Below are 14,590 nucleotides of genomic sequence, written 5' to 3'. Positions count from 1 at the left end.
TTAAAAGGAAAAATGAAAACAAAAATAATTACGTGCCTAATCTTTCTATTGTTAATCAGCACGCCGGCAAGGCCGGCAGAAAAGAAAGCTGCACTGCCGATACTGGAAATTGTAAAAGCGGTCACCAAAAAAGTTATTAAAGCAATTGACCTTAGGATTCAGAAACTTCAGAACAAAACGATCTGGCTTCAAAATGCACAGAAGAAGATAGAGAACGTACTTTCTAAATTAAAGCTGGATGAAATTTCGGATTGGACTAAGAAACAGAAAGAGTTGTATAAGGGCTATTATGAAGAACTGGCAAAGGTGAAATCGATTATAACCTATTACCAAAGGATAAAAGATATTACTAAGAAGCAGACCAAACTGGTAGAGGAATATGAAAGAGCCTGGAATTTATTCAAACAGGATACTCATTTTAAAGACGGCGAGATTCAGTATATGGAACGTGTTTATTCGGGTATTTTGGAAGAAAGCGTGAAAAATATTGACCAGATCTTTTTAATACTCGATTCTTTCAGCACGCAGATGAGCGATCTAAAAAGACTCAAAATCATAAATAAAGCTGCCGATCAGATTGATGCCAATTATGATGATCTCACGCTTTTTAATCAGCAGAATGTAATGCTTAGTCTTCAGAGGGCCAAAACAGAGGCAGATGTAAATCAGGTCAAACAATTTTACGGAATTCCGTAATTCAATGAAAATATCATGAAAAAAATAATCTCATTATCCTTGATCGTGCTGTTTATGCATCAGGGAATTCAGGCGCAGGCCAAGCAGAGAAAGGAACTCCTTTTGCAGATTGCTGCTCTTCAGGTTTATATTGATTATGCCAGGAAAGGATATTCAGTTGTATCTAAGGGACTGAATTTTATTGGCGATGCAAAAAGGGGTGAAGTGAATCTTCATGGTGATTATTTTATGTCGCTCCTGAAGATTAATCCAAAGGTTAAGAATTATTATAAGACAGCAGAAATTCTCTCGACGCAGTTTAAAATAATGAAAATCTGTAAAAGAACTTATAGTGATCTGAAGACAAGTGATTTATTTCACGGAAATGAACTGGATTATATAGAACGTTCTTTTGAAAGAATGCTTGAGAACTGCAGCGATACCCTTGACCAGCTCTTGGTTATTACTACAGATACTCAGCTGGAACTTAAAGATGACCAGAGAATCGAGCGTATTGATGCGCTGCACAAAATGATGCTGGAGGATTATAATTTCTGTTTGTCTTTCAGCAATGAAGCGAAACTTCTGTCTTTATCAAAGGCTCGTGAAAAAGGAGATGCCCGGAATTCAGGAACTATCTACGGATTATAAAATAAAAAGCGATGAAAAAAATATTGTTTTTAATATTGACAGTCTGTCTGCTAATTGTTCCTAACAGAACAAATGCTCAGTCAGCCGAGATTCAGCAGTTGATTTTAAACATTGAAAAACTATCCCAGTTTAAAAAGATCCTAAGCGATATGAAAAAAGGATACGAACTGCTCTCGGGAGGCTATAAGACAGTCAAGGATATGACCGAGGGAAATTTCAGCCTGCATAAAACTTTTCTGGATGCCCTTATGCAGGTAAGCCCTGTTGTGAAAAATTACAAAAGAGTAGGGGACATCATAAATTTTCAGATGCTGCTGATGAAGGAAAGCAAAAATGGACTGAATCGATTTGTAAAGAGTGGCAACTTTAGCGAAAAGGAAATCAGCTATTTTGAAAAAGTATATGGAAATCTTCTTAGCCAGAGTTTAAGAAATCTCGATGAACTTGCAATGGTTGTAACAGCGGATAAACTTCGTATGTCTGATGACGAAAGGCTCCAGGCTGTAGATGATATTTATCTGCAGATGCAGGATAAGCTTTTGTTTCTCAGAAACTTTAATGCAACATCAAATGTGCTGGCATTGCAAAGAGCAAAAGAAGCGAAGGATGTTTATGCTTCCAAAGAACTTCAGGAACTAAAAAACTAAAGCGATGAACATTTTTAAATCTTGCAAAACGGTTCTTTTCATAACCGTCGCATTTTTAATGCCTTTTTTTATCCATGCACAGGGGCTTGGAGATAATATGCAGAGTCTTCACTCTGTTTTGGAACAGTTGTATGATGAAATGATGCCGTTATGCAGTAATCTTTTAGCGGTTGGGCAGGGTATAGCCGGATTCGGAACGATTTGGTATATAGCTTCGAGAGTATGGAGACATATTGCCAACGCCGAGCCGATTGATTTTTATCCGCTGTTCAGGCCTTTTGTAATCGGATTTTGCATTATGATTTTTCCATCAGTACTGGCGCTAATTAACGGGGTTATGAAACCCACAGTTACAGCAACTGCCGCTATGGTTACTGGTTCCAATAATGCGGTTGCAGTTCTTCTCAAAGAGAAAGAAAAAGCCATCAAAGAAACTGATCCGTGGAAGATGTATGTAGGGGAGGCGGGAACCGGAGATCGGGATAAATGGTATAAGTACACCCATGATGAAGATCCTTCCGATGAGAGCATGCTGGCAGGAATCGGCAACGATGTAAAATTTGCAATGGAAAAAGCTTCCTATAATTTTCGAAACTCTGTCAAGGAATTTATGAGTGAGGTACTCAGAGTTTTGTTTGAGGCTGCGGCATTGTGCATTGATACGCTCAGGACGTTTCAACTGGTGGTGCTGTCAATTCTTGGACCTCTTGTATTTGGAATAGCGGTTTTTGATGGCTTTCAGCATACACTCACGGTATGGCTGGCAAGATATATCAATATTTATCTCTGGCTTCCTGTTGCCAATATCTTTGGAAGCATCATTGGGAAAATTCAGGAACTCATGCTAAAACTGGATTTGTCACAGGTGCAGGCAACAGGGGACACCTTTTTTAGCAGGACCGATATGTCTTACTTGATTTTTATGATTATCGGAATCATAGGGTATTTTACGGTTCCATCGGTTGCCAACTATATAGTCCATGCTGCCGGAGGAGGCGCCTTAGGTCAGAAAGTTACCGGGCTTTTCAGTAATTCAACCAGTTCAGTAGTTTCAAAAACATCAATGGGAGCTGGTATGGTGCTGGATTCAATGGGAAATGCGGCAGGGCGGATGGCCCAAAGCATGTCATCATCGACCGGAAGTGCTCCGTATTTTGAAGAGAAAGGAAACTATATGAGCGACAGGCTTAAAGGGAATTCTAAATAATCAAAAAATAAACTGCTCATGTTTACCAAAATGAAAAATATAGATACTGCTTTTAGATATGTCAGAGGCTTTACGATGCTGGTTATTGTGGGATGTATTATGATATGCTGTTATACGCTGTACAAAAGTTTTGAGTCGGTAACCCAGATGCAGGATAAGGTATATATACTGGCAAATGGAAAAGCGCTTGAAGCTTACGCATCAGAGAGAAAAGATAATGTACCGGTGGAAGCAAGGGATCATGTAAAGACCTTTCACAAGTTTTTCTTTACCCTTGATCCCGATGATAAAGTCATTAAAACCAATGTTACAAAAGCGCTTTATCTGGCTGATGACAGTGCCAAACGGATTTATGATGACCTGAAAGAAAATGGCTTTTACTCCGGAATTATCTCGGGCAATATCAGCCAGACCATTCTGATTGACAGTATCGCGATTGATACCCGTGAATATCCGTACCGGTTTAAATGTTTTGCAAAACAGAATATTATACGAACAACCAGTATTTTGAAAAGAAACCTTGTAACAGAAGGGTCTCTTCGCAATGTTTCAAGGAGCGATAATAATCCCCACGGCTTTTTAATCGAACGCTTCAATACCATCGAAAATAAAGATTTGACGGTTGAAAATAGAAAATAGACGGCTATGAAATCACTATTCCAAAAACAGAAAACGCCTTTTGTGTATCACCGGTATTATCATTCTGCACAGACAAAATGGGTTCAGAAAATGGATGTACTGATAAATGGTCTTTCCAGAAGAAAGCTTATCTGCCTTCTGATTTTATTTACCATTCTAACAGGAAGTTACTTTATCTATAACATTTATACAGCATTTTCAGAAAGTGATTTTCCGACCGCTCAAAAGACACCTGTCATTTCAAAAATTAGAACTATCAATTTTAAAAAGTAAAATTATGGAACATAAATCAATATCACCCAAAGAATCCAAAAAGCGAAAAATGCTTTTGGTTCTGCCCCTTATAACACTTCCTTTCATCACTATTCTGTTTTACACTTTGGGAGGAGGTAGAATGGAAGCGATGGGAGGAAAAAATGAAATTAAAAAGGGATTTAATTTTAATCTGCCTCTTCCAAAATTTAAAGAAGATTCAGCACTTGATAAAATGAGTTATTATGATCAGGCAGCAGTAGATTCTATTAAGCTTCAGGAACAGATCAAAAAGGATCCTAATTATTCCAATCAAAAAATAGTACAAGAATCTATAGGAGAGTTTTCAGCTACGGATTTTGAAGTTCAACGATTTCAAAAAGGCAAAACAGGTTTTAATTCGTCATCATTTCAAAACAGGAACGAGCAGAAAGTTTACCAAAAACTGCAGGCACTTCAAAAAGCAATTAGTCAGCCTGCTATAACTGACAATTATGGTCAGGACATGAGAGAGTTTGAAAACTACGGATCATCAAAAGGAATTTCTGATGAGGTCAAGAACTTAGAGCAAATGATGAGCAAAATGGGAGAATCCCAAGAACCTGACCCGGAAATCAAACAGTTGGGAGGAATGCTTGAGAATATACTGGATATTCAGCATCCATCCCGTGTGCAGGAAAGACTAAAACAGTCTTCTGATAATAAAAAAGGAAAAATTTTTACGGTTAACCGTAAAAAAGAAGAAGATAACACAACATCGCTTCAGAAGGATAATTCTATCTCAAGTTCTTTAAAGAGCAATTCCTTTTATACAACTAATGAAAATCTTGAGCAGGAGCAACAGCAAAATTCAATAGAGGCAGTGATCCACGAGACGCAGACCATCGTTAACGGGTCTGTGATGAAGCTCAGACTAAGCAGTGATATATCTCTGCAAGGTACTTTGATTCCAAAAAATACATTTTTATACGGAATAGCATCTTTAAAAGGGGAGAGGCTGGAAGTAAAAATCAACAACATTCAGTTTCGAAATTCAATATATCCGGTGGAATTAACGGTGTATGATATGGACGGTATTGACGGGATTTATATTCCTGGTGCTATTAACAGGGATGTTGCCAAGGCTTCTGCTGACCGTTCTATTCAAACCTTAGGTCTGACCGGAGTTACAGATTCCTGGGGAGCGCAGGCAGCAGGAATGGGAATTGAAGCGGCGAAAAGCCTGATGAGTAAAAAAGTGAAACTGATTAAAGTGGTTGTTAAAGCCGGTTATCAGGTACTGCTGTATGATGAGAAACAAAAGAGTTTGAATAATTAAAAAATTAAAAGATGAAAATTAGAAATTGGATTTTTATGTTATACTGTTTGCTGACAATGCTGTCAGGCTATGCGCAGTTTGTGAATGATAAAATTGATTTGAATCAGCAAGAGTTTAAAAATCTTCACATAGGATATTTGAAAACTACCAGTATCGTTTTTCCATATGCTATTAAAAGTATCGACAAGGGAAGTCCGGATGTTTTAATGCAGAAAGCCAAAGGAGTTGAGAATATTTTATTTGTCAAAGCGGCAAAAGAGAATTTCAATCAGACCAACCTCACTGTAGTGACAGCTGATAACAGGCTGTATGTATTTGTTCTCAACTATAATGAATCCTGTCCTGATTTAAATATTAAAGCCGATAATACAGCTGCTGTAAGTGGGAATATTTTGTTTTCAATGGAGAACGACAATCAAAAGAAAATTGAGCAGTATGCCAGCCTTGCTTTGTCTAAAAAGAAAAAATTAGAAAGACTAAAACGTTCAAGATTTGAAATGAAACTGAATGTTACCGGTATATTCATTCATCAGGATATATTGTACTTCAGGCTTATGCTGGGCAATAATTCAAAAATTAATTATGAGATAGACCAGCTGAGGTTTTTTATAAGGGACCGCAAGAAATCAAAGCGAACAGCCTCTCAGGAAATAGAGGTAATACCCCTGTACTCAACTTCTGCCTCTTCTGTAATTCCGGACAAATCTGAAGTGAATATAGTTTATGCCGTATCCAAGTTTACGATCCCCGAAAAGAAATACCTCACTATACAGCTTATTGAAAAAAATGGGGGCAGGCATATAGAAATAGATGTTAAGAATAACGATCTAATAAATCTGGATGTTCTAAACAGTTTATAAATGAGTAATAACTAAAAAAATAATTGTCATGAATCAGAAAAATTTAGAATTCTTGAAAGAACAGCTAAAATATACCGGCTTTGGAGAAACGTTCGACCAGGACTTGAAGGAGAAAATGCTTAAAGGAGAAACAGAATTTAAGATTATGAAGGAAGGTGTCTATGGAACAGATTCCATGACTGCAGTGTTGAATTTTAAAAAATCAGATCAAAGCGATTTGTATTTTTTTAATTCCTATCATGTAAACCTTAAAAAAGAAGATTCCAAACAAGGATTGGAACAGACTTTTTATATTAACAACAACAGCAGTAATATTACCCTTAAAGAAGCTTATAATTTAATGGAAGGCCGCTCGGTGAATAAAGACCTGAAAACAAAAGAGGGTGAAGTTTATAACGCGTGGCTGAAATTAAATTTCAAACAAAGCGACGGCAATTCAAACTTCAAATTGGATCACTACCACCAAAATTACGGTTACGATCTGGAAGCAAGTCTTGAGAAACATTCAATTAAAGAACTCAATACTCCAAAGTACAAAGAAGATCTTTTAAACTCGCTAAAAAAAGGAAACCTCCAGTCTGTAACTTTTGTTGTAGCGGGCGTGGAAAGCAAGATGTACGTAGAGGCAAACCCGCAATTTAAAACTTTGAATGTCTACGACGGCGATAAACAGCGAATTAATCATCGCGAAAGCAAGGAGGAAAAAAAGGCTGAGTCAAAGCAGAAAGATAACAGCCAGAATAATAAAGATGATGAGCCCTCTCAGAAGGAAAAGAACAGTAACTCCCGTTCAAAAAAAGCGGGCAGATCGGTTTAAGGCTCTGCAGTAATAAGAATTGGTTATGACTTCTGAAAACAATAGAGTAGAAAACGAGATAAAATTGTGGATGTCCAAGGAAGAAAAATTAAAGTTTTTATTTCAAAACAGCCCATCGATAGAACGCTCTTTTGGCATAGAGAAACTGAAATTTTTTAAGATGCTGCTTTATAAATATAAAAAGACTAAAGCAGTAGACGAAAAAATAACTTTGAGATTTCTTAAGCATGAATATAATAAATTGAGGCGTCAGGTCTATCCCAATATCATTGACCGGCTTTTAAATGAAGCGATTAGGGCTGTTGTTTTTGAAAGGATAGATAAACGTGAGTATGTTAGAGATCTGGAATTAAACAAGAAGACTTTAGAGGAACAGCTTATAAAAAGCGGTTTTCATGAGGCTTATGGCAAAGTATTGGAGCATATGCAGGAACAGCAGTTAAATTTTTCTGTTACCGTTTCTTATCACATCTCAGAAAATGAAAGACTTGAACATTCACTGCAATTTGTAAAAGATCCGCAGGGGGCTTACCAGTTTGATGGATTCAGATCTAGTCTAGATACAGATTCGTCGCCATCTAGCCGCAGTACGCACTACTTTAAGAATGAAAAATCTGAGAGTTTTAATGCTGCAGAGGCATACGAAATGCTTGCAGGAAGAGCAGTTCTTAAGAGCGGAACTTGGAAACAGTTTAACTTCTACGATAGAGACCTTAATGACAATTATCGGATGCATGAATTTCCGGAAGCGTATGGATATAACGTCAGCAATGCTTTAAGAGCAATTCCTCTTAAAAATGATGGACATGAGACATTCGAATCCTTGGCCGATTCTTTGAAAAAAGGCAGGAGGGAAGAAGCAGTGCTTCTGATTCAAGGCAGAGAAATGAAAGTTTTTTTGGAAGCAAATCCACGCTTTAAGACCTTAACTTTTTATAACGACAGGATGCAGAAAGTTAGTTTGACAGAAATTAAAAACGGCTGTAAAATTAGTCCGCTGCTAAAACCACAGCAGAATATTGAGAGTCAGACCGCAAAAAAGTCGCATCACATGTGATGTTTATATATCTTACATAGTTATGGAAAATCTAAAGCTTTTATCCGGATTTTTTCAGGCAATTGACAACGACTTCAGAATAGGTACAACTCACATTGCAATTTTTGCTGCCCTGCTTCAATTTCGCGCAAACAGAGGCTTTATAAACCCAATACAAGCATACAGCATCGAAATTCAAAAGATTGCAAAAATAATGTCACCTAAGACATATCATAAGTGCATGCGTGAATTGCATGAATATGGATACCTATTTTATGTTCCAACGAAAAATAAAAATAGAAGGAGCAGTATTTACTTTATTTAGAATCATAAATAAGATGTTATGGAAGAAATTGTTACAAAGGAAGATCTAAGGCAGTTTGGTCTTCTATTGCTGGATAAGATACAGACTATATTTAAAGAAAGGAATTCTCAACAAAAAGAATCTTCAGATCCAGAGTGGTTAAAAAGTAAAGCTGTCAGGAAACTGCTTGATATTTCTGCAGGTTCGGTTCAAAATCTTCGAATGACACAGAAAGTCCGATTTAAAAAGGTTCTTGGCTCATACTACTACAATAAAGAAGATCTGCTAAAACTTTTCAAAGATGAGTCAAATTAATAATATAACCGAACACCATGTCATAGATTGCTTATCTATTTATATGGATGATCCGCAGCTCAACGTTTGGCATTTGGCTATTTTAACAGCAATTCTAACTTTGGGATACAGGCAGGGAGAGAGGCAGAGAATTAAAGTCAGCCGTCGCAAGCTCATGTTATTGTCACATATCAATACACTGCCCACTTATCATAAATATTTCAAACAGCTTCAGGATCTGGGCTATATTAAGTATATGCCTTCTTACCATCCAGGTTATAGAAGTGAAGTTGAATTATATCAAAAAAGGTTATCTCATAATTGAGATAACCTTTTTCTTTTTATATCAAATTATTTTAGAGATTATAATCTAAGAGGATGGTATCTTATATTTCTCTTTAATCAATTCTAATTCATTCTCAAGCCTGATCAGTGCAGTTAGATCTTCCTGTGACATTTCAGTTTTTTCAGGGTGTAGTCTTTTATTCAGCAATGTCATTTCCCGGCCTATAGTAGCCTGCTCTGTAATAGCGTAAGATTCTGTCTGTTTGACAGATGAATGTCCGAGCATTTCCTTTACCACATTGATTGGGACATTATTGTTCAATGTTACCGTGCTTCCAAATGTTCTACGTGCCATATGTGTATTGAGTGTGAATGGAAAACCGCATAATGCAGCAATTTCTTTAAGGTATTCATTCATTTTCTGATTAGAAGAAACCGGCAGTACAGTTCCGCGTTTAATGCAAACCGGATGATCTTTGTATTTTTCAAGAATTTCGATCGCCTTTGGAAGAAGCGGGATTCTTGCCGTAGAATTTGTCTTCTGCCTCTCAGATAAAATCCACTGATTTCCGTCAACGCCATCTTTTATGTCAGCTTTCCGGAGCTGAAATGCATCAATATAAGCAAGTCCTGTGTAACACTGGAAAACAAAAATATCGCGCACAGTATTAAGCCTGTCAGTCGAAAATTCGCGTCTTTCCAGTTCAGCTAATTCATTTGCAGATATAGGCTTCTTTACGATTTTAGTTTTCTTTCCTTTAAAATTCTTAAATGGATCTTTGATAATGATTTCTTTATCGATGGCTCGTATTACAATTTTCTTGAAGTTGGAAATGTATTTAAGTGTGGTATTATTTGCGCATTTCCTTACTGTGCGAAGATAGAACTCAAAGTCTTTTATGAATTCAAAATTTAAATCTGCAAATTCAAAGTCACCAGTATTGTATTTGAATTTAATGAAAGCCGTTACGTGATTTTTAGTGATATTGAATCTCTCCAGTGTCGCTTCTGTATATCCGTTGCCAATCAGGGCTTTCATTTCATCATTGTGTTTTTGAAATTCTTCCAGTACCCTGGCTCTGGGAGTTATTCTTCCCATGACATGGTCCATGATCTTTTGGGAAGTTATGGGTTTTCCGGTGTACATAATTTCGGATTTGATTTCATGGATTTTCGCAGTGAGTGAATCCAGAAAAAAGTTCAGCGACTTGGCATCTTCTTTTGTGCCTGTTGCTCTTTCGGTTTTCTTGTTCCATCGCTCAGTGTCCCACTGGCGTCTGGTGGATGCTTCTTTCGGGATTCCGTCAATGGTTATCCTGAAATAGACACTTCTAATGTTACTCTCATTGTGGCGGGGTGCTTTCAAAAAGAAAATCAACCCAAAGCTGTTCTCTAGCATAATTCAACTTATTAGATTAGTAAATGTAGAATTATAACCTCATTTAAACAAGATGTAAACGTGCTTAACCCCTTTGATGTCGGGACTTAAGATGAAATTTTGTGGCGCAACTTTGAACTTTGAAAATGCGCCATGAATGCGCCACAAAGTTTTTGTTCGATTTTATAAATATTGAAAAGCGGTATAAAAGAAAAAACCCTGCAAATCGTTGGATTTGCAGGGTTTACCGCTCTTTTTGGCCTTTTTTGAAAACTTTGAAAATCTTATTTTTCCTTTGTTTTCGAGCCTTCGCGGAGAAAGAGGGATTCGAACCCCCGGACCTGTTACAGTCAACAGTTTTCAAGACTGCCGCATTCGACCGCTCTGCCATTTCTCCAGTATGTTGCTATCATTTCCTGATTGCGAGTGCAAATATAAGACGGTTTTCCGATTATAAAAACTTTTTTCGAGGTTTTTTTTAAGTAATTTTCAAGTATCTAGTTATCAGTGTTTACAAAATGAGTTTTTTGAAAATTTTATTCTAAATCGTCTAAAATTGGCACCGGTTTTTTGTTTTCATCGACGGCGACAAAGGAAAAAGTTCCTGAAACTACAGTTTCACGAAGCTCAGAATACATTTGCTCCATGAAAATATCAACATGAATTTTACAACTTGTTCTTCCAACACTAATTACTTTTGCGACTAATTCGATTAAAGTTCCGGCTGGAATTGCTTTTTTGAAATCAATTTGACCAGTCGAAATAGTTACAACTTTTTTACGACTGAAACGTGTCGCACAAATAAAGGCAACTTCATCCATTAGATGAAGCGCTGTTCCTCCAAATAAAGTATCGTAATGATTGGTAGTACTTGGGAAAACGGCTTTAAAGATTCTTGTTTCCGATTTTATAATTCTTTCTTCTATTGTACCCATGAATTAGTAATTTACGTACTCAGTTATTTCCAAACCGTATCCTATCATTCCAACACGTTTCGTTTGCTGTGTATTTGAAACTAATCTAATTTTTGAAATATCAATATCATGAAGAATTTGGGCTCCAATTCCGTAATCTTTACTATCGATAATTATTTTTGGTGCTTTTAATGTTCCGTCTGATTGTAAAGCTTTAAGTTCAGAAATTCTATTTAATAAATTAACTGCAGTCATGTCCTGATTAATAAAAATAATAGCTCCTTTGCCATTTTCATTAATCACTTTAAACATATCGTCTAATTGTTGTTCGGCATTGTTTGTTAAAGTACCTAACAAATCATTGTTAACTTGTGACGAGTGGATCCGGGTTAAAATAGGTTCGCCTAAGTTCCATGTTCCTTTTGTTAATGCAATATGGATTTGTTTATTTGTAGTTTGTTCGTAAGCTCTCAGTCTAAAAGTTCCAAAACGGGTTTCAATATCAAAATCTTCTTTTTTAACAATCAGACTGTCATGCTGCATTCGGTAAGCGACCAAATCTTCAATTGAAACTAATTTTAAATTGAATTTTTTTGCTACTTCAATAAGTTGAGGCAAGCGTGACATTGTTCCGTCTTCATTCAAAATTTCGCAGATAACGCCAGCAGGTTTAAATCCCGCTAGTCTTGCAAAATCAATTGCAGCTTCGGTATGTCCAGTTCTTCTTAAAACACCACCTTGTTTTGCAATTAATGGGAAGATATGTCCAGGACGAGCTAAATCATGAGGTTTTGTATTGGCGTCAACTAACGCTTGAACCGTCTTTGATCTGTCTGCTGCAGAAATACCTGTTGTAACTCCGTGGCCTTTTAAATCTACAGAAACTGTAAAAGCAGTTTCCATATGATCTGTATTATTGGTTACCATGGCACGTAAATCAAGTTCTTTACAACGACTTTCTGTCAGTGGTGTACAAATTAATCCACGTCCGTGCGTAGCCATAAAGTTGATCATTTCAGGAGTCACTTTTTCAGCTGCAGCCAAAAAATCACCTTCATTTTCACGATCTTCATCATCGACTACAATGATAACTTTACCTTGACGAATATCTTCTATAGCTTCTTCAATGGTATTGAGTTGTATTTTTGTTGACATAATTATTATTTGTTTTTAGCAGTAAAAAACCGCTCGGAAATTTTTTGAAATAGTTGTGATATTGGCGTTGTTATTGCGTCAAAATTTATTAAACCATTATCGTTTGTTGCACGATAGGTTAATAAAATGGCTAATGGGGATAATATAAAAGATGACATCCATGATCCTAAAAAAGGAGTCATACCGCCTTCTTGCGAAAGTCTTTTTCCAAAAGTATTAATGAAGTGGAAAGTGATAAAAATTAATACTGCAAATACAATAGGTAATCCTAATCCTCCTTTACGGATAATCGCGCCTAATGGTGCTCCAATAAAAAACATTAAAAAACACGCGAAAGCAATCACAAATTTCTCATATAATGCGCTGAGATGTTTGTTGATTTCACGTTGCTTATCTTTTAAATCTTTTTGTGTTGCTTCAATAGAATAAACATTGCTGGTTACATTGCTGCTCGCCATTTTTAGAATATCTAATTTTTGCTTATTGTTATATAATGATAAAAGATTGTTAGGTAATTGCTTTTTCTTTATATTGGTTTTGACTGGAATTGGGATTTTTTTGATTCCCACGCGTTGATTGATATTTTCTGAAAAAGAAATAATTTCATTATCCAGATTTTTATTCAAAGAGTCCAGTGTGTAGCGTAATTCATTAACATTCAGCATTCCGTTTGTGCTGTTTACACTTTCTTTGTCTTCATCAACTTTATTCAGTTCCGATAAATCAATATTGATGATTTGCTTTTTAAAGGCCGCTTTTACAAATGGAAGTTTAGCTCGGTCTTCGTATTTTTTTGGTGTAACATCTTGATAATAATAACCATCATTCAAAACCAGTTTCAAAATACTGGATTTTTCATTACTGATTAATTTACCATTTTTAGCTTTAATAACGGTTTTGTTTTCACCGACATTATTATTTTTCTCATGGATCGTTACGCCAGTCAGGATGTTTCCGTTTTCGCCTGATTTTTTATTTACCTTAATATTATAAGTGCCAACATCATTAAACTGACCTTCAGCAATTGCCATGGCAGGTTTTGCCTGTGCTATATTTTTTCGGAAATTAACAAATTTATACTCTGCGTACGGAATTACATTATTGGCAAACCAAAAGGCAACAATACTTAAAACACAAATAAATACGATTAAAATTCGCATTGCTCTTTGAAGTGAAATTCCAGAGGATTTCATAGCAGCAAATTCATAATTTTCGGCTAAGTTTCCGAAACTCATAATTGAGGCCAATAATACAGATAGCGGTAAAACTAACGGGATAATTCTCGGCATTGAGAATAGTAAAAATTTCACAACCAGAATAAGGTCAAGATCTTTACCAGCAAGTTCTGCGATAAAAAGCCATACTGTTTGAAGTATGAATATAAAAAAAAGGATTACGAATACCGTAGTAAACGTAATCAGAAATGTTTTTAGTAAGTATTTGTCTAAAATTTTCAACCCGTAATTAATCTAATTTGTTGATGTAGTATTTTGGATATTTGCTCGCTACAAAGGTAAATTGATTTTTTGATAAAGGCTGATTGGTTTTAAAAGAATTAACGGTTAAAGTTGTTTTTGTTCCGTTTTTTCCAGTTTCGATCAAATTGTAAATGTGTTTTGTCTGAACATCAACACCTAACAAAATTTCTTTTCTTTGGTCTTTTCCGCTAGTTGGTACTAATTTGATGTATTGGATTTTTCTTCCTTTAACATTCTGAACAATATCCATGTTGTATTTGTATCCAGAATTAAAAAAAGTAAGCATTTTTGAAGGCGTAATAGCATTGTCATCTTTCTCATTTACTTTAGAAATAGTAACTTCTTCGTCTTCAGGGTTTATCGTGTAGGTTTTTTGCCCGTCAAATATTTTAGTAACACCCATGAAATTCAAAACATATTGATTTCCTTTCATTGTTACATTTCCTTTACTGTCTTGATTAATGTTTTCTTTAGCATTATTCAAAGAGTATTTAAAATCGATAACAATGTTGTCGTAACTTTTTATTTTAGTCGTTACTTCGTTCAATAAATCTTTGGCTTTTTTATCCTGAGCCTGAGTTGAAGTGAAGCTCAAAAGCAATATTGCGGCTATTTGAAAACACTTTTTAGTCATGTTAGTGATAGAATTGTTTCTGATTTCCTGAATTTTCGTTTTCATG

General features: G+C 35.9%; 18 protein-coding genes and 1 tRNA gene. 13 read left to right on the top strand and 6 right to left on the bottom strand.

Going from position 1 to position 14,590, the window contains the following annotated elements; all coding sequences use genetic code 11:
• Positions 1 to 12: 12 nt before the first annotated feature.
• Genes ACNFIH_RS07220 through ACNFIH_RS07160 form a run of 13 tightly spaced genes read left to right on the top strand, consistent with a single transcriptional unit; the run spans position 13 to position 9,025 of the window.
• Positions 13 to 696, top strand: coding sequence for a conjugal transfer protein TraI (locus ACNFIH_RS07220; protein ID WP_426486091.1), 684 nt, complete (start codon positions 13 to 15; stop codon positions 694 to 696).
• Between the two features lie 15 nt (positions 697 to 711).
• Entirely contained in the window at positions 712 to 1,326 is a 615-nt protein-coding gene (locus tag ACNFIH_RS07215) for a hypothetical protein (RefSeq protein WP_426486090.1), read from the top strand.
• Positions 1,327 to 1,337: 11 nt separating this feature from the next.
• Positions 1,338 to 1,973, top strand: a complete 636-nt coding sequence (locus ACNFIH_RS07210) for a TerB family tellurite resistance protein (protein ID WP_426486089.1) — start codon at positions 1,338 to 1,340, stop codon at positions 1,971 to 1,973.
• Between the two features lie 4 nt (positions 1,974 to 1,977).
• A complete protein-coding gene (gene traJ, locus ACNFIH_RS07205; RefSeq protein ID WP_426486088.1) occupies positions 1,978 to 3,180 on the top strand; it encodes a conjugative transposon protein TraJ in 1,203 nt (400 codons plus the stop codon).
• A gap of 18 nt (positions 3,181 to 3,198) precedes the next feature.
• Entirely contained in the window at positions 3,199 to 3,819 is a 621-nt protein-coding gene (traK, locus tag ACNFIH_RS07200; protein WP_426486087.1) for a conjugative transposon protein TraK, read from the top strand.
• 6 nt (positions 3,820 to 3,825) lie between these two features.
• Positions 3,826 to 4,092 (top strand): hypothetical protein, encoded by a 267-nt coding sequence (locus ACNFIH_RS07195; RefSeq protein WP_426486086.1) that lies wholly within the window; start codon positions 3,826 to 3,828, stop codon positions 4,090 to 4,092.
• 4 nt (positions 4,093 to 4,096) lie between these two features.
• A complete protein-coding gene (gene traM, locus ACNFIH_RS07190; protein WP_426486085.1) occupies positions 4,097 to 5,389 on the top strand; it encodes a conjugative transposon protein TraM in 1,293 nt (430 codons plus the stop codon).
• A gap of 11 nt (positions 5,390 to 5,400) precedes the next feature.
• A complete protein-coding gene (traN, locus tag ACNFIH_RS07185; RefSeq protein ID WP_426486084.1) occupies positions 5,401 to 6,249 on the top strand; it encodes a conjugative transposon protein TraN in 849 nt (282 codons plus the stop codon).
• A 28-nt stretch (positions 6,250 to 6,277) separates the two neighbouring features.
• Entirely contained in the window at positions 6,278 to 7,066 is a 789-nt protein-coding gene (locus ACNFIH_RS07180) for a hypothetical protein (RefSeq protein WP_426486083.1), read from the top strand.
• A 25-nt stretch (positions 7,067 to 7,091) separates the two neighbouring features.
• Positions 7,092 to 8,123 carry a hypothetical protein gene (locus ACNFIH_RS07175; protein WP_426486082.1) on the top strand — a complete coding sequence of 344 codons (1,032 nt, stop codon included), beginning with the start codon at positions 7,092 to 7,094 and terminating at the stop codon, positions 8,121 to 8,123.
• Positions 8,124 to 8,145: 22 nt separating this feature from the next.
• Positions 8,146 to 8,427, top strand: coding sequence for a hypothetical protein (locus tag ACNFIH_RS07170; protein ID WP_426486081.1), 282 nt, complete (start codon positions 8,146 to 8,148; stop codon positions 8,425 to 8,427).
• Positions 8,428 to 8,445: 18 nt separating this feature from the next.
• A complete protein-coding gene (locus ACNFIH_RS07165) occupies positions 8,446 to 8,721 on the top strand; it encodes a DNA-binding protein (protein WP_426486080.1) in 276 nt (91 codons plus the stop codon).
• Positions 8,708 to 9,025 carry a hypothetical protein gene (locus ACNFIH_RS07160; protein WP_426486079.1) on the top strand — a complete coding sequence of 106 codons (318 nt, stop codon included), beginning with the start codon at positions 8,708 to 8,710 and terminating at the stop codon, positions 9,023 to 9,025. The genes ACNFIH_RS07165 and ACNFIH_RS07160 overlap by 14 nt, the downstream gene beginning before the upstream one ends.
• 45 nt (positions 9,026 to 9,070) lie before the next feature.
• Here ACNFIH_RS07160 and ACNFIH_RS07155 read toward each other — a convergent pair whose 3' ends face one another.
• From ACNFIH_RS07155 to ACNFIH_RS07130, 6 genes are all read right to left on the bottom strand, one after another.
• Positions 9,071 to 10,384, bottom strand: coding sequence for a site-specific integrase (locus tag ACNFIH_RS07155; RefSeq protein ID WP_426486078.1), 1,314 nt, complete (start codon positions 10,382 to 10,384; stop codon positions 9,071 to 9,073).
• 291 nt (positions 10,385 to 10,675) lie between these two features.
• Positions 10,676 to 10,760, bottom strand: a tRNA-Ser gene (locus ACNFIH_RS07150).
• Between the two features lie 139 nt (positions 10,761 to 10,899).
• On the bottom strand, positions 10,900 to 11,298 hold the full coding sequence (locus tag ACNFIH_RS07145) for an acyl-CoA thioesterase (RefSeq protein ID WP_035649282.1): 399 nt from the start codon (positions 11,296 to 11,298) through the stop codon (positions 10,900 to 10,902).
• 3 nt (positions 11,299 to 11,301) lie between these two features.
• On the bottom strand, positions 11,302 to 12,432 hold the full coding sequence (ribB, locus tag ACNFIH_RS07140) for a 3,4-dihydroxy-2-butanone-4-phosphate synthase (RefSeq protein WP_426486077.1): 1,131 nt from the start codon (positions 12,430 to 12,432) through the stop codon (positions 11,302 to 11,304).
• Between the two features lie 5 nt (positions 12,433 to 12,437).
• The gene (locus ACNFIH_RS07135) at positions 12,438 to 13,889 is read right to left on the bottom strand and encodes an LptF/LptG family permease (RefSeq protein WP_035649276.1); all 1,452 of its coding nucleotides are present in this window, start codon (positions 13,887 to 13,889) and stop codon (positions 12,438 to 12,440) included.
• A 7-nt stretch (positions 13,890 to 13,896) separates the two neighbouring features.
• Complete coding sequence (locus tag ACNFIH_RS07130) at positions 13,897 to 14,589, bottom strand: LolA family protein (protein ID WP_426486076.1); 693 nt, start codon at positions 14,587 to 14,589, stop codon at positions 13,897 to 13,899.
• Between the last annotated feature and the right edge of the window lies 1 nt (position 14,590).

The organism is Flavobacterium sp. 2 (assembly GCF_049949195.1).
Taxonomy (GTDB): Bacteria; Bacteroidota; Bacteroidia; order Flavobacteriales; family Flavobacteriaceae; genus Flavobacterium.
Note: the sequence above shows the minus strand (reverse complement) of the source record. Positions and strands in the feature narration are given on the sequence as shown.